Below are 20,780 nucleotides of genomic sequence, written 5' to 3'. Positions count from 1 at the left end.
GGAGCGACGCGGAAACTGTGGTAGAACTGAACTACCAAAGACCTCCACGGGTCGGCGGGGCATCACGGACGGTTACGTCTTACGCGAGACGGTTTAAATTGCGGAACTGCCTGACGTCCAGCAGTGAGTACGCACCTCATGTGCGGGTTTCAAAACCCTGTCTCTCACTCACTGTTCTTGGAGCGTTACATCATGGCGAAAACGCCACGCGCAGAAGCGCATACTCTTTCCCGCACCTTCAACCGCGATGAGCGGCGTCAGCCCCGGCGCTACGCCACACTTGCTCAAGCAGCCGAATACCTCGGTGTAACCGACCGCACTATCCGTCAGATGATTGCCGACGGCAGACTCACCGGATACCGCAGCGGTGGCCGACTCGTTCGTATCGACCTGAACGAGCTTGACGACGCTATGGTCCCGTTCGGGGGCGGTGCCGCCTGATGACGAACAAAAGAAAACCGGCCCCCTGCCAGAAGGGCCGGCCATCTTCAACCACCACCAATGACACCCAGCATACCGTTCTGCACCGACTCTTCGGGCATGCGCCGCACGAGCCGCTGACACTTGAAGACCGCGACGACATCGACGTCATCGTGGCTGCCGTCGAACGCGGCTTCAGAATCGCGGTCCGGTGCCGCGTGTGCGGACACTGGTTGTCCAATCCGCGATCAGTGAAGGCGTTTGTCGGACCCCGCTGCGCGGCGAAGGTGGTGGCCGCATGATCACCGCTCAGCTAGAAACATTGCTCGCTCAGGGGTTTTCAGTCGGCCCGCTCGAAGGCAAGATTCCTCTCACGAAGCATGGCGTCCAGGATTTCACCCAGGATCGCGATGTCATCACGCGGTGGTCGCAGCAGTATCCGAACTGCAACTGGGGGATCACTCAGCCCGGGGTCATTTGCCTCGACGTTGACCCTCGACACGGTGGAACGGTCGCCGCGCTCCGGCTGCGCCCCGACGATCAGACGTTGACGATCAGGACGGGTGGCGGAGGCTGGCACTTCTACTTCCGGCATGCCGGTCCGACGCGGGGCAAGGTCTCAGAAGCTTCTGGGATCGACGTAAAGGCCGGCGGTCGTGGATATCTCGTTGCGCCAGGGTCTATCCACCCGGTCACCGGCGCGCCGTACTACATCCACCGTGACGGACCGATCGCAGCCCTTCCCGAACATCTGACACAGCGGGTGGAGCCGCTACGCCCGTCCACGCAACTGGTCACCGCCGTGACCAGTTCCGCCCGGGCAGTTGATCGCTGGGACGGTCTGGTTCGCTCGGTCTCCGAGGCTCAGGAAGGCAACCGGAACGGCATGCTGTTTTGGGCCGCCGCGAGAGCAGCCGCCGACAACGCGCCGGCATCCGTCTACTCGGCAATGGCCGCCGCCGCACACCAAATCGGCCTAGGTGTCAGCGAGATTCAACAGACTATCCAATCCGCACAGCGGCAAAGCCGAGGTGCCGCATGACGACGGATTCAGCCTCTCCGCCAACTGGTGCGCGGCTTCTCGATGACGTGGAATCGTTCCTCTCCCGCTTCGTTGCCTATCCCACCCCGCACGCCATCGTTGCTCACGTGTTGTGGATCGGCCACTGCTACTTCATGGACGCCTGGGAATCCACACCGCGCATCGCCTTCCTGTCCCCAGAACCGGGAAGCGGCAAATCGCGGGCCCTGGAAGTGATGGAACCGCTTGTGCCGCTACCGGTCCACGCCGTGAACACCACACCCGCGTACCTGTTCCGCAAGGTGTCCGACGAAGCGGGCAGGCCCACCATTCTCTACGACGAGATCGACACGGTATTCGGGCCCAAAGCCAAGGACAACGAAGACATCCGCGGAATGCTCAACGCCGGCCACCGGAAAGGCGCTACAGCCGGTCGCTGTGTTATGCGCGGGAAGGTTGTGGAAACCGAAGAGCTGCCTGCCTATTGCGCGGTCGCGCTCGCAGGGCTCGATGACCTGCCCGACACCATCATGACTCGAGCGGTCGTCGTGCGGATGCGTCGCCGCGCACCCGATGAACACATCGAACCGTGGCGGCACCGCATCAACGGAGCCGAGGCGTACGCCCTACGTGAACGACTGTCCGCATGGGCATTGAGTTCGACGGATCGGCTGACTGGAGATTTCTGGCCCGACATTCCCGAGCAGGTCACAGATAGAGACGCGGACGTGTGGGAAGCGCTCTTGGCTGTCGCAGACTTGGCTGGAGGAGAGTGGCCCGCGCGCGCTCGTGGGGCGGCTGTAGCACTTGTAGCGGCTTCTAAGGAGAGGGCCCCCAGTGTCGGGGTACTCCTCCTCAAGGACATCCGAGCTGCCTTTGCGGCTGCTGATCTTGATTCGTTAAGCACTGAACAACTACTTAACGAACTCAACCAGATGCAGGAATCGCCCTGGTCAACCATCCGACGCGGTGAACCGCTAGACGGGCGGGGACTTTCCCAACGTCTGGGTAAGTACGGCATCGGGTCGAAACTGCACGTAGGCGACCGAGGCATTCGCGGCTACACCCGGGCCCAGTTCGAGGACGCTTGGTCGCGGTACCTACCTGCCGAACGTGCTACATCCGCTACAAGCGCTACAAACGGAGCAGGTGTAGCGGATGTAGCAGATGTGTCCGCTCCCACGGGGCGGTTATGCACCTGCGGCGGCCCCCTCGTCCTAGACGAATCCCTCAAAACGGGGCAGTGCATGGAGTGCTACATGAGCGGCAGCGCCGCATGAAAGCGTCTCACCGACTCATCCTCAACGGCTACCGCGCCGCGGCGTCAGCCATGGCAGACGCCCGCAGTCTCCACGAAACACACGGCGCGACGGACAACGTTCTCATCGCCTACCGACTGGCAGCCCTCAAGATGGCCGCCGCACATCAACTCGACCGACAGGAAAACACCCATGCCTGATATCACGCCCGACTTCGAACTCATCGACGCACCCCGCCCCATCGGCAACAGCGAATTCCAGCGCGTCGTCGCTGACCATTTCGGCTATGTCGAGCCATATCTCGAAGAACTGGACAAGTGGTGCGCACTGCCGGTGCGTTTGGTGCACAACAGCGGCGCCGGTTGGCACCTCGAATTGGGTTGCTACGACTTGGACGCCGCCGACATCCATACCCTGCGTGCCGCGATTCGCGCCTATGACGACGCGGTGAGCCGATGAACCCGAACCGCGACTGGTGGGAATCACTGCCAGCCGAGCGCCGCGACAGCCTCAACCGCATCGCTCAAGGATCAATACTTGCCCTGGACGCCTACCCCTGGTCGAACGTCGAACTGATGGCCGAGTTGAACGCCTGGCAAGAACTCGAGACCGACGTCCTGACAGCACACATCGACTGGCTGACACGAACGAAGCACCGCTTCGAATCCCGCGGCATTCCTTGGACGACCGACCAACTCCTGCGCCGCGCACACGTATGGGAGCACGAATGACCACTAGCCATGTCCCAGACGGCATAGAAAGCTGCCGGCATTGCAGGGCTGCAGCGCCATATTCCGTTGGACCAGACGGCGAACACTACATCGAAGGACTGGACCACCAAATGGGCTGTCCCGATGCATGGCCCGAGGAGTGTCCGTTCTGATGATGGCGAACGACCCCACGCCAAGCCATTCCTTGGAGGCGCGTATTGCCCAGCGCATCACCACCGACGGTGACGCCATCGTGTCTCCCCGGATGGCAAGGTGGCTTGAGAAGCAGGCAGGTATGACCGCCGATCGTCGAATCAGATTGCGCAACAGCGACCCCGATGCCTACGTGGTGCTCGCAGCGCTGCATCTGTCCGCTTTGTGTTCCGAAAACGGAACGGAAACTGCTGTGAGACAGCGAAAAACGGAACAATCAGAGATATGGATGAGCACCAGCGAAGCAGCCGAAAACCTCGGCGTCACCGACCGCTGCATCCGCAAATGGTGCACAACCGGCCGACTCCACGCAGTCATGTCCGGTGGACGCTGGCTCATCAACCGCAACACCCTCGCACTCGAAGACATCGCATGACCAAAGGACAACAGCCATGAGCGACCTACACGACCTACACACCGAAGTCCAGGAATGCCGCAGCGAGGCAGCACGAATCACCGAAGACTTCACCCAACTCCACTCCCAGATCGAAGCAGACCCAAGCCTCACCCTCGAAGGCAAAAAAGAACGACTCGAACCCGCACACGCCGATGTCGTCGACCAAATCAGCGCACTCCACACCAGAGAAAAGACTGCGGTAAAAACTGTGAAGGAGCGGATCGAAAAGCGCCTCTTCGGCCTGTCCGCATCCGCCAGCAGCAACCCCGCCCACCTGGTCAGCTTCCGCGACGCCCAATCCCGCGCCCGCGAAATCAACGACCAAGACGACGCCAAAGAGGTCTACCAAGCCGCCGTCCGCAGCGACGACAAAGTCCTCGCCGCCGCAATCCTCGAGAAAGCTTTGGTGCGGGGCTGGACATCCATCAAGGATGACTTCCTCGAACGCAACAGCGGTACACGGCAAGACCTCGACGACCTCGCCGCGCTCGCTAAGTACACCGACAACAGCCTCATGAACTCCGTTCACTACATGCGGCCAAGCTTGAGCCTCCCGCACTCCGCCGGCATGCCGAACATCCCGCCCTTGCACTCGAGTAGCGAGCCCCGCGGCGCCCGCCCGCTCCGCGCGGGATTCGGAACCTGGTAGTCGGTTCCCCTATCAACGAAACCAGTGAAGGACGAACATGCTTGACGCGACACAGATCAACCGAGACCCCGACAAGTCACCCACCGCCATCGGCGAACGCATGGCGAAGCGCCGAAACACCGGCGCAACAGAGCCCGACAGCACAACGCCCCCCACGATGGTGCGACTTCACAATCCCAGGTCCGGCGTACAGGTCCTCGTCAGCGAAGCTAAAGCAGCCTGCCTGATCCGAGACGGTGCTTACCGCGAAGGCGAGCTACCGGCATGACCAGCGGCGTCGGCGTCAAACCCGACTTACTTCCTTTCGAGGGCAAGGCCTTCCACGACGGCGCTGCTGCAGCGGCACCCAGAAGCACCTGCGCCGGCGCCGTACACGCTGTCGTGTACCCCCTGGGCGGGGTGACCCCCGACCCCCCTCCCGCCGGGCTCTCAGGGCATAGGGGAGTGTGGGTGTGGCATACCCCTACCCCCCTCGAGGCCGGCAAGCTGCGGGGGTATTACTGATGCCGTTTTCATCGACCACGATCCAGAGGCGCCGTCGGGCCGAGGTCCGCCGGCGGGACGGGGATGCCCCGTGTGCTCTGCAGATCACTGCGGATTGTTGGGGCGTGGGTGGGGAGATCGACTATGACGCCAGGCCGCCACATCCACGCTCGTTTGAGGTGGACCACATCGTGAGTTCTGAAGAGGCTGCTCGGCTGGGCTGGACCTCCGAGGAGATTGATGCCTTGGACAATCTGGCGACGACGTGCCGGCAGTGCAACCGGCAGAAGTCGTCGGGTGGACTGGCCGTGCCGGTGCGGCCGACGTATCTGAATCCGCGGTTCGCGTGAGAGGTGGTCGTGATGGCGAAGTATGAATCGCTGATTGAGGCGATGGAGGCAAAGGACGATCTGGCGGAGGCGGAGATTCGGTATCGGCTGCTGGCGGAGACGTTCGAGGCGACGCCGAATCTTCGGGCGAATCTGAACCCGGCGTTGGAGCGGGCGAAGGTGGAGATCGTGCGGTTGCGGGCGATGGCAGCTAGCGACACAAAAACGCGAGACAGTGATGCCGGCAAGGTCGTCGCGTTCGACGCGAACCGCTTCCGTAAGGCGTCGTCGTGACCTGACGATCCGCGTGCACAACAACTGAATATCACCCCTCTTTAAGCGGCCCATCCACACCCGTTGTCTGAAAGGGGCTACGTGGATGGCGAAGGTCAAGGGCGTCGAGTTGGCGTCGGCATATGTGTCGCTCAGCGTGAATACGTCGGGCATCCCGGACCAAATCAAGAAGGCGTTGAACGCCGGCGGCTCTGGGGCGAAGGGCGCTGGCAACAAGGTCGGTAACGATTTCGCGTCCGGGTTCGGGCAGAACCTCGAAGCCGGTATGACGAAGGCGGCGAAGCTTGGGGTGACCGCCGCCGCCGGGGTCGCCACCGCCGCTGTGGGCGGGTTGTCCTACACCCTGTTCAAGGGGTTTGACCGTTACAAGTCCCTTGATGCCACCAATAAGCGTTTGCGGGCGATGGGTAAGAGCGGTGACCAGGTCAAAAGCATTATCGGGGATATTAATTCGGTGGTGGAAGGCACACCGATTTCCCTGGATGCGGCTGCTGCTTCTGCGACCCAGTTCCTCGCCGGCGGGGTCAGAGAAGGCAAGCAACTGCGCGGTGTTCTGACCTCTATTGCTGATGCTGCGGGCTTCTCGGGTCAGTCGTATGAGGATTTGGCGCTGATTTTCGGGCAGGTGATGAATAAGGGGAAGTTGCAGGCCGAGGAGATGCTGCAACTCAATGAACGCAACATCCCGGTCCAGCAGTGGCTGCAGAAAGAGTTGGGCGTTACTGGGCAGGAACTGCAGCGGATGTCGCAGAGCGGCCAGGTGTCGTTCCAGGACCTTGTTGATGCGGTCGAGTCGAATGCCCCCGGTATGGCGAAGGCTATGGGGGACACGGTCGATGGGGCGATTGGCAATATGCAGGCGGCCGTCGCGCGTGTCGGATCGAACTTCATCTCGGCGCTGTTCGGGGACCCGCTGTCGACGAGCGAGGGTCCGGGGGCTATGGCAGAAGCCATCAACAATGTCACCGGAAAGGTCAACCAGTTGGGTGGCTGGGTTCAGGCACACCAGGGCGATATCAGGGAGTTCTTCGAAGACGGCGTCGGCACCGTGAAGACGTTGGCTGAAGCTGTCGGTGATGTCGCTGGCTTCCTGAAGGAACACCCGAACCTGGTCAAGATTGCGGCGGCGTCGTTTGTCGCGTTCAAGGCCGCCAACGCGCTCGGCTCTGTCGCAGCACTAGCCACGAGCCTCCGCAACGTCGGCAAGGACTTGGACACGATGCCAAGCAAGGCCGACAAAGCCGCCAAAGGAATCAATCTCGCGTTCTCGCTCATTGTCGTTCCCGAAATCGGGAAGATGCTCAACGACGAAATCCAGCAATTCCTGGACGACAACTTTCCATCACTTGGTGATGCGAACCAGTCGTACACGCCTGACCAGTTGGGCAAGAGTGCCCGAGACTGGTTGGACAACAACATCTTGAACAGACCGGACCCCACGCGTCCTGTGGGTGTCAACGCCGCACCCGGAACGACGGGTCCGAACGCGTTGGACAGCAACTATTTCACTGGGACTCCGATGTCGGGACAGTCCGCTCGAGACTTCGCGCACGGCCAGATGATGCCGTACTGGCAGAGCAAGGGCTTGACCGTTGGCGACCATCAGGCCGACAAGTATGGGGAGCATCAGAACGGTGCGCTGGACATCATGGTGCCCAACCTCGCCGAGGGTCAGAGGGTCCTCAGCGAGGTGTTGAAGGACCCGAACGTGTATGGGGCCATCTTCGATAACAAAACCTACGGCTACGGGCACGGCCTGACTGCGAAGGACTATTCAGCGGGCCACACCGGCGACCCGACGCAGGACCATCAGGACCACGTCCACGTTTGGTACAAGCCCGGTGCCGGCGGGAATATCGCCCCGCCCACGGCGACCCCGCCGCCGCCCGGGGGTGCCGCGCCAGCTCCTGTTCCGGCCAAAGCCGCCCCCCGGAATCCGATTGAGGAGTGGCTTGCCGGTGTCCCGAAGTACGACGACGGCGGGCACTGGCCATCTGGCACTCTGGGGATGAACACCACCGGGAAGCCCGAATTCGTGCTGAGCCCCGAAGACATTGAGGCGCTCAAGAATCGAGGCATAGACCCGAATTCGTTGCAGCACGGCACAACCGGCGGCGCGCTCCCCGGGCCGCAGCAGCCGAATCCGTCGAACAGGACGGGTGGCTATATTCCTGCGACGGCGGGGAACACCGCTCCGGTCGGTCAGGGTGGTTTGTCGTCCATCCTTGGGCTGGGTGAGTCGTTCGCGAACAACGCTATCGACATGGCCGCCCAAGCCGGGTCGATGGGAGCTAACGCGTTCGCGCCCGGCTCTGGGGTTGCCATTCAGATGGGGGCGCAGGCAGGTAAGCGCCTGGTGCAGTACGGGTTTGACTTGGCCGGCATCTGGGGGGAAGCCCTTCCCGAGATTTTCATGCCGTTCGGTGTGCCCCGCTGGTTGGGGTCGACGGACCCGATGGCGTTTATGCCGCAGACGCCGGGGCAGCAGCCCGGTCAGCAGACACCTGGGAGTGCGGCGGCGCAGTCGATTCAGTCGTGGGCGCAGCCCGGTAATCCGGCGATGGCGAACGGCACCGGGCAGGAAGGCGCGCAGACTGCACTGTCGTTGGCCAAGCAGCAACCGTCGTACGGGCAGCCCCCCACCCATCCGGTGTCGACACCGCCGCCGCCGGTTGACCCGCTGAACCCGGCGACGTGGCTACAAGGGGCGGTCTTCGATAGCGGCGGCATGCTCCAGCCCGGCCAAATGGGAATCAACCTGTCCAACCGTCCCGAGGCGGTGTTCACCGGTCAGCAGTTCCGCGACATCTCCAAAATGGCCACAGGGTGGGAATCCGCCCCCTCCAGGCAGGGCGGCGACACGAACCATTTCTACGCTCAGGACGTGGACGGGATGTTCCGCGAATACCAGAAGAACCGCCGCCGTGAAGCACGCCAATACTCAGGTCGGCCCTAATGCCTCAACCCCGACCCATCGACATGAACCGGGCTGGCCGACTCATCCTCGCCTATCTCGACCGGCGACGCGATGACGCAGAGTCAGTCGTGGCCGAGGCCCTCAGTGAGGGCACTTTCCCGGAACTTTTTGACACCGTCAGCGGCGGGCTGTTGGGTCTTCTGCGTCTCTCTATCGGCGATGACAACATACGCCAATGGGCCAGCGACTGGGTACTCCACGCGAGGTTAACCGCCGCCGCCGAACATTCCGAAGACTAACCGGCAGAAATTGGTTAGAACTGCGCCTTGGAGATGCTCACGCCACTAGGCTCGTCGAAGCCGAGAACCGCGCGGCCGGGGGGCTGAGGCGGCAGAGGGGGATGCAGTAATGGTAAATAAGGACAACGCCGTCTCGTGGGCACGAAGCGGGTGGGCGCGGGCAAACACCGTCAAGGACGACCCGGCTGCGTCGCCGCGGGACAAGGAACTAGCCCTGGCCTTAGCTGAAATTGCCTACGCAGTAGTAGAACTCGGCGGAGGTAACCGATAAGCATGACCACTGACGCTGAATTAAGAAGCGACCTCATCGGACACGCCGGCAGAGACATTTCACACCCGCTGCTACTGGCAGTGAAGTCATTGACAAACTGGCCGGTCGACGAATTCGCGCTCGACCTGCGGGAACCGGACGACCAATGGGTGGCGTGGCTTCAAGGTGGTGCAGTTGGCTTCGTGTCAGGCAAAGGACCGTTTAACGATCCATCGGTATCAGGTGTCGTAAGGCCGTTACGAACAGTCCAGTCCGTCGTTGTCACGACTCGCTATGTAGATGACGGCGCGAGGTCGCAGATACATCGAGCTATTACGGTGACGTTCGAGGCCGGCGCAGACTTACAGATTGACCCAGGATCGTTCGTAGCTGATCATTTCCGCGACCATGCAGATGGTTTTGTCGCAGGTCTGCTGCGAGCTATCGCTGGCGTATGACCTCACCGGCATGACGAACGTGATGAATGGCCCAAGGGGGCCGGTGCCGCCAGAGCAATTGCGCGAACTGCCAACGGAAGCTATCGGGCTGATTCTGCTTCAGCAAATGGCCATAAGTCCGGAACAGGTCAACACCTACAACATCATGGTTGGTGCGGACTCGGGTTATCGGGGCGAGAAAGACGCTCAACACTTGGTAGGTCGTCTTTCCGACGCACTCGCGTGGATTGAAAGCCGCGGCCTCATCGGCCCTACAGGGTCGAGTGGTAATTGGCGGCGGCTGACAGCCCTGGGACGCGAACTGGCCGCCGACAGCGATGGCCATATGAAGAGACTTTTGGCCGCTGATCGACTGGCGGGGAAGTTGGACCAAGGGCTAGAAGCGAAAGTTCGACTGACGTTCGCATCGGGTGACTACGAGACAGCTGCATTTGCAGCCATGAAAGAGGTCGAAGTCGCAGTCCGGGCGGCAGGCAGGTTCGACAACTCGAAAATCGGTGTATCGCTTATGAGACAAGCGTTTGCGCCTGAGGAGGGACCCCTCAGCGATTCAACCGCTGAACGTGGCGAACGTGTGGCGACGATGGACCTGTTTGCCGGAGCAATAGGCGCGTTCAAGAACCCGTCTAGCCACCGCACCGTCAACTTTGAAGACCCCATTGAAGCTGCCGAAATCATCCAACTGGCTGATTTGTTGCTGAAAATCGTCCGGAGAGCAGAAGCGCGCAAGAAGCCGAAGCGCAAACCCCGGGCGAAATAGATCAACCCCTCTAGCCCTCTGGAAATTTGCCTGTCAACCAGTTAAAGGTGACATTTGCCCGGCCACCGTGATCAGCAAGTGCGGATTCGCGGAGGGAGTGAAGTACTCCCGTGCTGTCTCGGACCCAGTGCTCACCACTGGCATCGGTGAAGGCTAACGACGCATTCTCGAAGATTCCAGTTGCGATGTCGTTGCCGTCGTCGTCCAGAGGAGACCGGCACCGGGTGTAGAACTGCCGTCCGGGCGGGAGGAAACGGACGAACCGGTATACGGGTAGTGGCTGTTCGCTACCGCTTACGATGAATCGGAGTGTGACGACGACGTCGTAGACGACGGCGCCGGATGTGTTCAGCAGTGCAACCCATTCCGAGGGGCCGGCCGCGGTTCCGCCGGTTGCGTTTGGACCTCGCGGGTTCTCTACCCACGCCGTGACGGCGTCGGCTTGTCTCCGGTGATCACGCTGCTTACGGCTCAGGTACTCGCTGTATGCAACGCCTAGCGCGACAAAGACGGCCGCTGTAGTGCCTATAGCGGCAACCCAGCTGGGGACATCTCCCCATCTTGGTTGGTAGCCCAATGAGTAAGTCACTGCGACAGCTGCCGCAGAAACGAGCGTGACGACCGCGAGAGCGATTGCTGCCGGCGCGGCCTTTATGACGGCGCGGCGACTAATCACCGGCATCCGATGCCATCGAGCGGATGGCTTCGGCCAGGTGGGTCAACCCGTTCGCCAACTCCCGAGTGGAAGGGTTCTGAGTACTACGCGCCACGGCGCGGAACTCGTTGGCTGCGGTGGTGGCCCACTGGGCGGCAGTGTCATTCATGGCGGGCACGCTAGCCGCAGTCACTGACAGTCAGCGGACCCCTGCCGCCCGGCCGTTAATCGAACTCTTGAGCGGGTGAGGGGGCGGATGGTGAAGCGAATGAAGTACTGATGGTATTTCGGGTTCAGGACGCGCTCGGCCTCGTAGGTGATCAGACCCCGCTTGGCCAGTGCTTCAACCGTGGGACGGCAGTTCCGGTCGCTGTACTCAACCTCGCCTTCTTCTCGGACGCGCTCGAGCAGAGCCTGCTGCGGTTTGGTTAGGGGACGCATTCCGGCAATGGCGTCCGGTGGCTCCGCTGTCACGATCTTGAAGCCGCTAGGGAGCGGCGTCTTGTCCGGGAATTCGACCCGATCCTCCGGACGTGAGTAGTGGCGCTCCCTCGGATTTCGATGGTGATGTAGCCAGGAACGTCGCGTGAGGCCGCCGTACGGGTGCTCACCTGGTTCAGGTGTCGGCCTCTCAGGCACCCGGGGTGCGTTCCGATGCCGCGTGATCAAATCGACAACGTCTTCGTGCGTCATGCGCCATGTGCGCCCAATCTTGTAACCCGAGGCGCCACCGCTGGTCAGGCGTCGCTTCAGCCACAGCACAGGATTCTTGAGGTCTTGGGGAAGGACCATGGCTGCGACCTCTTCGAGGCTGTACGTCTTGATTGGCTCCGGTGCGCTTTGCGACGTCATCGTTAATCGCAGAACTGTTCGTTCTCCCAAAGTTCCACGTCAGACAAGCGATACCTCACGTGGCGGCCCATCTTGGCGAACCTCGGACCCTTCTTCTCCACCGCCCAATACGCCAGCGTGGACTTCTCGACCCGAAGACGTGCGGCCACCTCGTCACGGGTCAACCAGGGAGAGCGAGGAACGTCATGGTGAAAGTCGTTTGTCATCCGACCATTGTTCAGCGTGCGCTAGGTGGTTCGTATGGATTGCTTCGCAACCAAGCGTCGACATCCTCGGCCGTCAGCCGGTAACCCCGACCTGTCCGCAATGCGTACGCGACCAGATCACCGTCCATTACGGCTTGCCTGATCGTCCAGGTCGACACCCTGGCGTACTTGGCTGCATCCGCGGCCGTCAACCACGTCGTCATGACCATCATCTTGACCATGCCCGTTACAGCAGTGTGCCCCGGCACCGTATCGACGGCCGGGGCACACGCTGGAGAGAAATCGAGCCTAACTCGGACGCTGACGGGGTCTGTGCACCGAATTTCGCGAGTAGGCGGACAGCGCCACTACGTTGCCCCCAACGTGCCGACTCTCAACAATCGCCTCAAGCGTCTCCGCGAGAAGGCGCAACTCGCTCACATCGAACGTCGACGGCGGCACCGCGGCCACAGCGTTGAGAACGCGTCGCCGGAGCCCCTGGACGGCGGCTCTGTCGTCAGTCACCCTCGTCGGCACTGTCCGCACCCCCATCCTCGGCTTCCTCTTCTCGTTTGATCCGGTCGGCCGTCGTTTGCAGTAACTCCTCCATCTGCTCCAACTCGTCGATGGTGAAATCCTCCATGTAGGTGTTCTTGACGAGCCGGCCGACGCTATCCGTCAGCGTCTTCCGATACGCCTTGTTACTGCTGCTCATCGGTCGGCCGTCATCTCGCCAAGAGCAACGGCAGCCAACAACACATCGGCCACCTCAGTGGCCTCATCGAGAAACAGGCGCATCGTCGTGGCCTTCCAGTCCCCGTTCAACTCGTAGTTGAGCGAGATCGACACCATCAGATTCCGGTCGCCCACAAGATGCGTAGACACCCCAATCCACGCCGGGGCCAGCGTCCCCTCTTCGTGGTCGACCATGCCCCGGTAGCCGGCCACAGGGACTTTTACGAGGCGCGAGCGGTACACGCACGCGAAGGGTGAAGCGCCGATCATGTCTCTGGTGGGGTCTGACCACTCCGGGCGGGGCATCCCGATCACGGTGGACGCGTCGTCGCGGTGTTTGACGACGGCGTAGTGCTCTCCGAGTTTCTGCCAGTGCACCAGCTCGGCAGGGGGCGGGTCCAGCTCGACGGGCTGCATATCGGCGACTTCGATGTTGTCGGCGGAATCGGACGGAACGGTTGCGCTGTTTTTGCGCATGGGGGTAATCTCCCTGGTGGTAGTTCGGAATCCCCGCTGGTAACGGGGCGATAGATTTGAATGAGGGCGGTTCCCTGGCAGGGGAGCCGCCTTCAATCTTTTGAACCGTCAGGTGTTCGATTTCGAACACCTGACCGAGCGTGGAAGAACTTTCCACGCGGGGGCCCAAACACGAGTGAAGCCACCGACACGGTGATGTCGGTGGCTTCTGTTGGTGGGCCTCGTGGGCCGTGTGGTGGCATCGGTGCTAGCTGTCTTCCGTGTAGCTAGCCGCCCGATCGAACCAAGTTCACATGCAGTTCATGCGATGTGGTCTTTCGCACTCAACGTGCTGGTAGACCGTGGTGCGCGATACTGGGATTGAACCAGTGACCTCTTCCGTGTCAGGGAAGCGCTCTCCCGCTGAGCTAATCGCGCCGGGAACATCTCGGAGGTGGAGACGGGAATCGAACCCGTGTGCACGGCTTTGCAGGCCGTTGCCTCACCACTCGGCCACTCCACCGCTGGGCTTTGATGCCAGTGCACCTTCGAGCGGATGACGGGATTCGAACCCGCGACCCTCACCTTGGCAAGGTGATGCGCTACCAACTGCGCTACATCCGCGTGCCACGGTCGATTTCGTCGCCCGTTGCGATGCACGACGATAGTCCACGCAGTTGGGCGTACACAAATCCCCTCCCGTTCCCGTCGCGTCAGGCGTCAGAACAGGGTGTATCCCTGGCGCGCGAGGGTGAATCCGTGGCCGTCAGAGTTCGAGCACCGCATACCCGCGGGCTCGCTACGGCAACTCATCCCGCCACCGGCCTGGACTTCGCCGAAGGGCAACACCGCGCCTCCGCCGAAGGAGGTGCCGCCCGCGCAGACGAAAGACGCCGCGCCCGTAGGCCGTATCGAGATGCCTTGGCCGTAGCCGGTGACGTCCGGGCAGCCGACTGGACGCGGCGGGGTGATCAGTCGCGCTGGGTGATGTCGCACCGCAGCAGATCGTCGACGTGCATGCAGGCGATGGGGCCGCTGGGGGAGGTGAACCACAGGTCCTGAGCGGTCGCTGTCGGCGCGGCGGCCACCGAGACCGCGGCGATCGCCACCGCGGTCGTCAGAATCAGTCTCACCAGGGCGAAGCTGCCTGGGCAGATGCTGTGAAGTACCTGCGACCGTGGGAGTCGTATCCGGCGGATTCTCGGGTCCGTCAGCGCCCGTGTTAGTCTTCTGCCCCGTCCGGATCGTCGGATTTCGGTCTCGTAGCTCAGTGGGAGAGCGTCCGCCTCACACGCGGAAGGTCGCTGGTTCGAAACCAGCCGGGACCACCACCAAAATCGTGGGGTCAGAGATCGATCGCTGCCTCCACAGGGCATTTTAGAAGTCGCCGTTCGCCCGCAATGGGGCCAAATCGCTCGAAGGGGCAAACCGGTCGGTGATTTCTCGGCGCTGGTCGCCTCCGCTGCGTCGGTTGCTGCGGGCATTAGGTGCAGCGTCGGAATTTTGAGGTGGTCGGCATTGCGGGCTTCAGCTGTAAAGGATGTCTAGCAGCATCTGTTCGCTTACCGCAGGCCGGACGTTCGCAACCCGCGGATCTCGCGTTTGCCGCAATGTCTCCGCCTATTTGGACCGCGTGCGATAGCGTCATCGCGCGACAAACGGTTGCTGTCGTCGTCTGGGGGGACGAGTGGGCTTTTATCTTCGTAAGACCGTCAAGGCCGGACCATTCCGGTTCAATTTGAGTAATTCGGGGCTGGGTGTCAGTGCCGGGGTGCCTGGATTCCGCGTCGGTACAGGACCGCGCGGCAATTATGTGACCGTTGGCAGCAACGGCATCTACTACCGCGCGACGCTCGGCGGCGGTGGCGCTGTTCTGTCGAATGGTGCAAGCCACTCGCCAGGGAATCGACTGCCGGACTATCGGCCCAGTGGAATCGTCATGGAAGACACCACAGGGGCCGAAGTGCTGGCAATGGAGCCGACGGGCGGCGGCGATGTCGTTGACCAGCTCAACTCGGTATCGGGCCGGTTTCGGTTCGGATGGCCTGCGGCTATCGCCGTGTTCGTCTTGGGCTTGCTGGTTGGAATGCCTTGGGGCATCGCTGTTTGGGCGGTGCTCGCTCCTGCTTGCGCGTGGTTAATCATGTGGGAGCAGGCGCGCCGCAAAGTCGTCTTGTTCTATGACGTCAATGATGCCCCGGCGACCTGGTTTAGCTCGGTTGTCGACCAATGGGAGTGGCTTGCCGGCTCACAAAAACTGTGGCGAGAAGTGCAGACCGGTGCAGTCACGACGACTCAACAGTTCAAGACGAATGCGGGAGCCAGCAACGTAGTCAATCGAATAGTGGCGACTGCCAACATATCCGGCCCCTCCGAGCTCGCCACCAATATCGCGGTACCAACACTCACGGCCGGTAAGGCTGCACTGTACTTCTTGCCCGATCGCATCCTGGTTCGTGAAGGCAAGAGCTTCAGCGATGCCGCCTACTCGCATTTGAGCATCCGGCCGGGGCAAACACGGTTCATCGAAAACTCCGCGGCTCCCGGCGACGCGATTCAGGTTGACCACACCTGGCGCTACGTAAACGTTAGAGGTGGCCCCGACAGGCGGTACAAAGACAACCCGGTGCTGCCGATAATGCTGTACGGCACAATCGATCTTGCGAGCACGCAAGGTTTGCGTTGGGACCTTCAAATATCGCGAAAGGACGCGGCCGCACCCATCGCGAAGGTCTTGTCCTTCTCGCCAACTGTCGCCGCGCCAGTGATAGCCGCGCCTGCTGTTACGCCATCGCAACCGCCGAAGGAACGTAATGCAAACCCACCAGTGCCGCCTCAGCCGAAACCGAAGCCTGCCGCCGCAGCAAGCATCCAAACCAACTTGGGCGGGGGTCACCCGTTAAAGGGGGATGGCGGCGGATTTCTGCGAGCGCAGCTCACACGAATCTCGAACGGTCAGCCCGCAACAGAAGCCGTCTTTGCCGCTCTCGACATAGAAACGACCGGCCTCGACCCCGATGTGGACCGCATTGTCGAGGTTGGAATCGTGAAATTCACTGCCGACGGGACCGTGATCGACGAGTTCGCCACGCTGGTCAACAATCCGGGCTCAAGCGCTGGAGCCCGCGAGAAGCACGGAATTGACGACGCAGACCTCGCAGGCGCGCCGAGCGCCGAGCAGGCGCTGCGGGAGGCCTTTGCGTTCATAAGCGGAACAGTGCTTGTCGCGCACAAGCTCGATTTCGAGGACGGCTTTCTCGCCGCCGAGGCGCGGCGGGCACGCCTGTCTTTGCCACCCGTAGTTGGCATCTGCACCTGGCAGACATCGCGGCGCCAACTCGACGGTCGTGCATTTAGCCTGTTCGCGATGTACAAAACGGCGACGGGTAATTGGCATGACCACCAACACACGGCATTAGGCGACGCGCGAGCCGCGCGCGACGTGCTGCTCTGGTTATTGCGGACGACGCCGACGCCGCTGCATCTGACAACAACTCTCCCGGCTACAAAGCCGCCGCCCCATGCGCCGTGCCCGATCAGTTGTCGGCCTGTCCCCTTGACGAGGGCATCGATGGCGTCTCTGCTCGACTCGTTCCCCCAATCGCCGAACAACCGCGAAGGCGACGTCGTCGAGACCGAAAAGTATCTCTCGCTACTGGCCGAAGCCGTGGAGGATGGCCGCCTTACCTACGAAGAAGCAGATGCCCTTACACGCCAAGCTCGCCGCACGCGACTCACAGGGTCTCAATTGCGCGGGTTGCACCGACAGGGCTGGGATGAAGCTTTCGTTGACGTCAAGGAGACGAATTGGGCACTGCTGGAACCAGTCCGACGCCGAGAGATGTACTTACTCGCGGAGGCACTCGGCCTGCCAGATCTCGCCTACGAAGTAAACGAGGTCATTCAATCGTGCGCCGAGTCTGAACCTCCAGAAGAAGCCCGCTATCTCAGAGGGATTCGCATTGCGATCGTCGGCGACGGCGCCGAGATGAGGACGCTGCGCGGGCGCGCGGAGACGTACGGCGCAAAATTGGCGGTGAAAGTCACCAAGACGGTTCTGTGGCTAGCGACGGACACTCCGGACGCGACAGACTCGCGCCACACCTCGGCGCGCACTCTGGGCATACCCATAGTTGGTGCGGCCGAAGGTACTTTACGACTCAACGAGGCCATACGGGAGGCCGAGCTCAAAGCATTTGAGCGGCAACGACAAATCGACGAACACAATGCCCGCCGGAGACAACGAGAGATCGAAGACGATGCATACTGGCGGCCAACATGGCGCGCCAGCGAGCTGGACAAAGATCCTGAGTATGAGCCCTGGTACGACTAGGAGCGGCAATCGGCGAGACGTTGATTGCGAGATCGGTTAGTCGTGGTTGCCGAGAGCGTCTGGCCGATCCCGTTCTCCCTCGGCTGCGAGACATTCGGACGTGCCATCGGGCCGAACCACATCATTCGGCCCTCATCGTCGAGTCCGATTGTGGTGATTCCCCGCTGTCCCTAGATTTCGCGGTGGTTGGTTCGAGCAAGACTCTGGGCGATAGCTTCGGATAGTTCGTCCTCCCGGTCGTCACCCACAGCTCTACAGTTGCTTAGCCCGGGCCGGTCGTCGAGAGCATCCAAAGCGGAAGCGACGAAGTCGAGTTCGTCTTCGGAAAGATCGGCGTAAGCGTGCGCCGTCACGGTGATCGACGCGTGGCCCATCGTCTTCTGCAGGATTCGGAGATCAGCACCGGCACGACGAGCAAGCAAGGCATACGCATGGCGCAGATCGTGCACGCGCACCGCTCGCTTGCCGATGTAGTGAATGACAGAACAACATTTGGTCGACCGCTTCCAATTCTCCAGATCCAGCAGCGACCCGTTACGCGACATGACGGTAGGCGCGCCAGGGCTGCGTCCGGCGACGCGCTCACCAAAGATCTGAAGAAGCTGCTGAGGTATCGGAATGGACCTGTGACCGTCAGCACCTTCGGGTTGCCCTCGACGAGTTTGCCGCCGACTTGCGTGGTCGACCGACGTACGCGGATTCCCGACATCATCGAAGCCCGCGAAGCGCTGGAAGTGAAACTGGCCGGACTCGCCGCGCTCCGCCGGACCACCGAGGAGATGGCCGCCATCGACGCGGCGATCGCGCGAATGGACGAGGAGGTTCGCTCGGGCGATCGCGGTGTCGTCGGTGACGAGATGTTCCATGAGGCGATCACCGCCGCCGCGCACTCGTCACTCCTGGCCAAACTGATGCACGAGATCTCGGGCCTGGTTCGCGAGACGCGTATCGAATCGCTGTCCCAGCAGAACCGTCCGCGCGCCTCGCTCGAGGGTCACAAGCGAATCGCCGAAGCGGTGCGGCGGCAGGATTCCATCGAGGCAGCGCGCGCCATGGCCGATCACATCAGGATGGTGTCCGACGTCGCGCTGTTGCGCGCCGCTGAGTGACCGAGAGTTCGGGACCACTCGAACAGCCAGGTCAGCGCCCGGTGCTGCCGTCGATCAGTTCGCGCAGGATGTCGGCGTGACCGGCATGGCGCCCGGTCTCCTCGATCATGTGGGTGAGTGCCCACCGCACGCTGGGCGACTCCCGGCCGGGCACCGGGTCGGAAAGGTCCGTGTACGTGTCGAGCGCGGCGTTGGCCTGTTGCACCGTGGTCCGGTAGCGGTCGACAACGTCGGCCACGGAGTCCTGGGGATCGGCGCGAAACGTTGCCGGCCAGTCGGTCACGTTGTCGCCCAGGAAAATCCACCGTTCAACACAGGTGACGTGGTTGAGGAGACCGAGCAGATTCGTGCCTGAGGGCACCAGCGCCGTGCGCACCTGCGGCTCCGGGGCTCCGTCGACCTTGGCCGCCATCGAGGACCGCAGGTAGTCGAGAAACCCGCGCAGCGTCTCGGCCTCTCCGCCACCGGTTCGCGGTGGCGGGGTATCGCGTCGTCGGGTTGGCACCGAACCAGTCTGGCGCAGGTGTTCCGGCACGTCTGGCCCCCTTGCTGTTCAGGCAAGAGCCAGAAGCCGTGCGCAGCAGGCGGCTACTGCTTAAGCGCGCTGCCCTTCACCCACTCGGCCCACGGCAACGTCCAGTCACCGTTCTGATCGAGGCGCAGCGGCGGCCCGCCGGTGTTTCGCACCTCGACCACATCGCCCGGCTGGGCAAACGAATAGAACCACTGCGCGTTGTCGCTGTTCAGATTCAGGCAGCCGTGGCTGGTGTCGGTGTTGCCCTGCGCCCACACCGTCGAGTTCAGCTGATGGAGGTAGATCCCGTCCGAGCTGATCTTCGTCGCCCAGGGGATCGTCTCGCGATAGCCCAGCCGGCTGTTGACCGGCAGCCCGAACGTCGAGGAGTCCATGATCACCGGGTTGGCCTTGTCGATTACCGTGTAGACCCCGGGCGGTGTCCAGAACGACAGCGTGTTCCCGCCGATGGTCTCCGTGCCGCCCATCCCCATCGACGTCGGCATCGTGCGTACCAGCTTGCCGTTGTCGAACACGCTCACCTGTTTGGTGGTGTCGTCGGCGATCGAGACGTGCGCATCGCCGATCGCGAAGCTCACCTTCTGATCTTCGGCGCCGTACAGGTCGTCGCCCAGTTCGTCGCCGTAGATGTCGGCCTCGACGCTGACCTTGGTGCCCGGCGCGTAGTAGTGCTGAGGGCGCCAGTGCGCGGTCTGGTCGTCCACCCAGTACCAGCTGCCCTGCACGGGCGGATCGGTGCGCACCCGCAGCTGTCGCTCGGCGGCCGCCTTGTCGACGCTCTCGTCGAAGTGAGCCACGATCACCATTCCGACCCCGTAGGTGCCGCCGTCCTGAATCGGCGCATAGCCCACCGTGTTCAGGTACACCGACGTCTGCTCGCTCGGATCGACTGTGGTGAAGCTCGACGTCTGCCGGGTCGGCATGCCACCGGGGCCGTGTCCGATGATCGTCATCGTGTAGGTGCGGCCGTAGCCGAGCTGCACCGTCGGCTTCCACGCCTTTGCATCGGGGGTGAGCACCCCGGGGATCTCTTTGTCCGCGTCGTTGACCATCGAGACGCTGTCCAGCGTTCCGCTGACCGCCCCCACGAGCACCCTCGCGTCGGGCGTGACGTCCTCGGCTCCGGCAGCGGGCGTCACGAGAAGCCGTGCCGGCTCGGTCGGCGACGGGGGAGCGGGCGGTGCGAACGCGGAGGAGCTGCCGGCGGCCAGGGCCTGGCACCCGTCACCGCAGCGCTGCGAGCTCGACGAGACGATGCCGAACGCGGCGACCACCGCGAGCAGAGTCGCCAGGCAGGCAATGCGGGCACGACGATCAGACCTCAAGCGTTCTCCAGTGTTTGTCGGCGAATGGCCAGCCAGGCGATCCCACGTCGGATCGATGGCCCGATCTTACTGCGCGACCGACGCTTTGCGCGCAGCGCGCCCCGATCGTTACCGCCCGTGCCGCGCTCTGTGATCT

General features: G+C 62.3%; 27 protein-coding genes and 4 tRNA genes. 17 read left to right on the top strand and 14 right to left on the bottom strand.

Annotation, left to right across the window (positions count from 1 at the left end; genetic code table 11):
• The first annotated feature begins 192 nt into the window (after positions 1-192).
• The 14 genes from PGN37_RS13545 to PGN37_RS13480 all read left to right on the top strand — a co-directional run bounded on the left by PGN37_RS13545 (position 193) and on the right by PGN37_RS13480 (position 10,459).
• Positions 193-441 carry an excisionase family DNA-binding protein gene (locus tag PGN37_RS13545; protein WP_335331622.1) on the top strand — a complete coding sequence of 83 codons (249 nt, stop codon included), beginning with the start codon at positions 193-195 and terminating at the stop codon, positions 439-441.
• Complete coding sequence (locus tag PGN37_RS13540) at positions 441-722, top strand: DUF6011 domain-containing protein (RefSeq protein ID WP_335331541.1); 282 nt, start codon at positions 441-443, stop codon at positions 720-722. Before PGN37_RS13545 ends, PGN37_RS13540 begins: the two co-directional genes overlap by 1 nt.
• Positions 719-1,462: a bifunctional DNA primase/polymerase gene (locus tag PGN37_RS13535; protein WP_335331540.1), complete on the top strand. Its 744-nt coding sequence runs from the start codon at positions 719-721 to the stop codon at positions 1,460-1,462. The genes PGN37_RS13540 and PGN37_RS13535 overlap by 4 nt, the downstream gene beginning before the upstream one ends.
• Positions 1,459-2,721, top strand: a complete 1,263-nt coding sequence (locus PGN37_RS13530) for a DUF3631 domain-containing protein (protein ID WP_335331539.1) — start codon at positions 1,459-1,461, stop codon at positions 2,719-2,721. Before PGN37_RS13535 ends, PGN37_RS13530 begins: the two co-directional genes overlap by 4 nt.
• Complete coding sequence (locus tag PGN37_RS13525; RefSeq protein ID WP_335331538.1) at positions 2,718-2,900, top strand: hypothetical protein; 183 nt, start codon at positions 2,718-2,720, stop codon at positions 2,898-2,900. The genes PGN37_RS13530 and PGN37_RS13525 overlap by 4 nt, the downstream gene beginning before the upstream one ends.
• On the top strand, positions 2,893-3,159 hold the full coding sequence (locus tag PGN37_RS13520; protein ID WP_335331537.1) for a hypothetical protein: 267 nt from the start codon (positions 2,893-2,895) through the stop codon (positions 3,157-3,159). Before PGN37_RS13525 ends, PGN37_RS13520 begins: the two co-directional genes overlap by 8 nt.
• On the top strand, positions 3,156-3,431 hold the full coding sequence (locus PGN37_RS13515; protein WP_335331536.1) for a hypothetical protein: 276 nt from the start codon (positions 3,156-3,158) through the stop codon (positions 3,429-3,431). Before PGN37_RS13520 ends, PGN37_RS13515 begins: the two co-directional genes overlap by 4 nt.
• Before the next feature lie 151 nt (positions 3,432-3,582).
• Entirely contained in the window at positions 3,583-3,999 is a 417-nt protein-coding gene (locus tag PGN37_RS13510; RefSeq protein WP_335331535.1) for a helix-turn-helix domain-containing protein, read from the top strand.
• Positions 4,000-4,015: 16 nt separating this feature from the next.
• Positions 4,016-4,669 (top strand): hypothetical protein, encoded by a 654-nt coding sequence (locus tag PGN37_RS13505; RefSeq protein ID WP_335331534.1) that lies wholly within the window; start codon positions 4,016-4,018, stop codon positions 4,667-4,669.
• A gap of 503 nt (positions 4,670-5,172) precedes the next feature.
• A complete protein-coding gene (locus PGN37_RS13500; RefSeq protein ID WP_335331533.1) occupies positions 5,173-5,502 on the top strand; it encodes an HNH endonuclease in 330 nt (109 codons plus the stop codon).
• Between the two features lie 12 nt (positions 5,503-5,514).
• Positions 5,515-5,775: a hypothetical protein gene (locus PGN37_RS13495; RefSeq protein WP_335331532.1), complete on the top strand. Its 261-nt coding sequence runs from the start codon at positions 5,515-5,517 to the stop codon at positions 5,773-5,775.
• A gap of 85 nt (positions 5,776-5,860) precedes the next feature.
• On the top strand, positions 5,861-8,731 hold the full coding sequence (locus PGN37_RS13490) for a tape measure protein (protein ID WP_335331531.1): 2,871 nt from the start codon (positions 5,861-5,863) through the stop codon (positions 8,729-8,731).
• 533 nt (positions 8,732-9,264) lie between these two features.
• A complete protein-coding gene (locus PGN37_RS13485) occupies positions 9,265-9,699 on the top strand; it encodes a hypothetical protein (RefSeq protein WP_335331530.1) in 435 nt (144 codons plus the stop codon).
• On the top strand, positions 9,650-10,459 hold the full coding sequence (locus PGN37_RS13480; RefSeq protein ID WP_335331529.1) for a TIGR02391 family protein: 810 nt from the start codon (positions 9,650-9,652) through the stop codon (positions 10,457-10,459). The genes PGN37_RS13485 and PGN37_RS13480 overlap by 50 nt, the downstream gene beginning before the upstream one ends.
• Before the next feature lie 10 nt (positions 10,460-10,469).
• Here PGN37_RS13480 and PGN37_RS13475 read toward each other — a convergent pair whose 3' ends face one another.
• The 11 genes from PGN37_RS13475 to PGN37_RS13430 form a co-directional block, all read right to left on the bottom strand.
• On the bottom strand, positions 10,470-11,141 hold the full coding sequence (locus PGN37_RS13475) for a hypothetical protein (protein ID WP_335331528.1): 672 nt from the start codon (positions 11,139-11,141) through the stop codon (positions 10,470-10,472).
• Positions 11,128-11,283, bottom strand: coding sequence for a hypothetical protein (locus PGN37_RS13470; RefSeq protein WP_335331527.1), 156 nt, complete (start codon positions 11,281-11,283; stop codon positions 11,128-11,130). The genes PGN37_RS13475 and PGN37_RS13470 overlap by 14 nt, the downstream gene beginning before the upstream one ends.
• A 20-nt stretch (positions 11,284-11,303) precedes the next feature.
• Positions 11,304-11,966, bottom strand: a complete 663-nt coding sequence (locus PGN37_RS13465) for a hypothetical protein (protein WP_335331526.1) — start codon at positions 11,964-11,966, stop codon at positions 11,304-11,306.
• Positions 11,967-11,968: 2 nt separating this feature from the next.
• On the bottom strand, positions 11,969-12,172 hold the full coding sequence (locus PGN37_RS13460) for a helix-turn-helix transcriptional regulator (protein ID WP_335331525.1): 204 nt from the start codon (positions 12,170-12,172) through the stop codon (positions 11,969-11,971).
• Positions 12,173-12,183: 11 nt separating this feature from the next.
• Positions 12,184-12,375: a helix-turn-helix domain-containing protein gene (locus tag PGN37_RS27315; protein WP_442932922.1), complete on the bottom strand. Its 192-nt coding sequence runs from the start codon at positions 12,373-12,375 to the stop codon at positions 12,184-12,186.
• A 293-nt stretch (positions 12,376-12,668) separates the two neighbouring features.
• The gene (locus PGN37_RS13455; protein WP_335331524.1) at positions 12,669-12,866 is read right to left on the bottom strand and encodes a hypothetical protein; all 198 of its coding nucleotides are present in this window, start codon (positions 12,864-12,866) and stop codon (positions 12,669-12,671) included.
• On the bottom strand, positions 12,863-13,363 hold the full coding sequence (locus PGN37_RS13450; protein ID WP_335331523.1) for a hypothetical protein: 501 nt from the start codon (positions 13,361-13,363) through the stop codon (positions 12,863-12,865). Before PGN37_RS13450 ends, PGN37_RS13455 begins: the two co-directional genes overlap by 4 nt.
• A 342-nt stretch (positions 13,364-13,705) precedes the next feature.
• Positions 13,706-13,780 (bottom strand) — tRNA-Val (locus PGN37_RS13445).
• Between the two features lie 14 nt (positions 13,781-13,794).
• Positions 13,795-13,865 (bottom strand) — tRNA-Cys (locus tag PGN37_RS13440).
• A 28-nt stretch (positions 13,866-13,893) separates the two neighbouring features.
• A tRNA-Gly gene (locus tag PGN37_RS13435) sits at positions 13,894-13,966 on the bottom strand.
• A 347-nt stretch (positions 13,967-14,313) separates the two neighbouring features.
• Positions 14,314-14,475, bottom strand: coding sequence for a hypothetical protein (locus tag PGN37_RS13430; protein ID WP_335331522.1), 162 nt, complete (start codon positions 14,473-14,475; stop codon positions 14,314-14,316).
• A gap of 123 nt (positions 14,476-14,598) precedes the next feature.
• On the opposite strand from PGN37_RS13430, the gene PGN37_RS13425 reads away from it, so the two are divergent.
• Positions 14,599-14,673 (top strand) — tRNA-Val (locus PGN37_RS13425).
• 356 nt (positions 14,674-15,029) lie between these two features.
• The gene (locus tag PGN37_RS13420; protein WP_335331521.1) at positions 15,030-17,675 is read left to right on the top strand and encodes a DUF4236 domain-containing protein; all 2,646 of its coding nucleotides are present in this window, start codon (positions 15,030-15,032) and stop codon (positions 17,673-17,675) included.
• A gap of 170 nt (positions 17,676-17,845) precedes the next feature.
• Here the strand turns inward: PGN37_RS13420 and PGN37_RS13415 are convergent, their stop codons facing one another.
• The gene (locus tag PGN37_RS13415) at positions 17,846-18,124 is read right to left on the bottom strand and encodes a tyrosine-type recombinase/integrase (protein ID WP_335331520.1); all 279 of its coding nucleotides are present in this window, start codon (positions 18,122-18,124) and stop codon (positions 17,846-17,848) included.
• On the opposite strand from PGN37_RS13415, the gene PGN37_RS13410 reads away from it, so the two are divergent.
• The gene (locus PGN37_RS13410) at positions 18,107-18,784 is read left to right on the top strand and encodes a FadR/GntR family transcriptional regulator (RefSeq protein ID WP_335331519.1); all 678 of its coding nucleotides are present in this window, start codon (positions 18,107-18,109) and stop codon (positions 18,782-18,784) included. The two genes, PGN37_RS13415 and PGN37_RS13410, sit on opposite strands and share 18 nt — an antisense overlap.
• A 31-nt stretch (positions 18,785-18,815) precedes the next feature.
• On the opposite strand, the gene PGN37_RS13405 is transcribed toward PGN37_RS13410, so the two are convergent.
• Complete coding sequence (locus PGN37_RS13405; protein WP_335331518.1) at positions 18,816-19,289, bottom strand: DinB family protein; 474 nt, start codon at positions 19,287-19,289, stop codon at positions 18,816-18,818.
• Positions 19,290-19,372: 83 nt separating this feature from the next.
• A complete protein-coding gene (locus PGN37_RS13400; protein WP_442932929.1) occupies positions 19,373-20,680 on the bottom strand; it encodes a L,D-transpeptidase in 1,308 nt (435 codons plus the stop codon).
• Positions 20,681-20,780 lie beyond the last annotated feature (100 nt).

This window comes from Mycobacterium kyogaense (assembly GCF_036946525.1).
GTDB lineage: Bacteria > Actinomycetota > Actinomycetes > Mycobacteriales > Mycobacteriaceae > Mycobacterium > Mycobacterium kyogaense_A.
The sequence above is the reverse complement of the archived record's forward strand: the minus strand, read 5'-3'. Positions and strand labels throughout refer to the sequence as shown.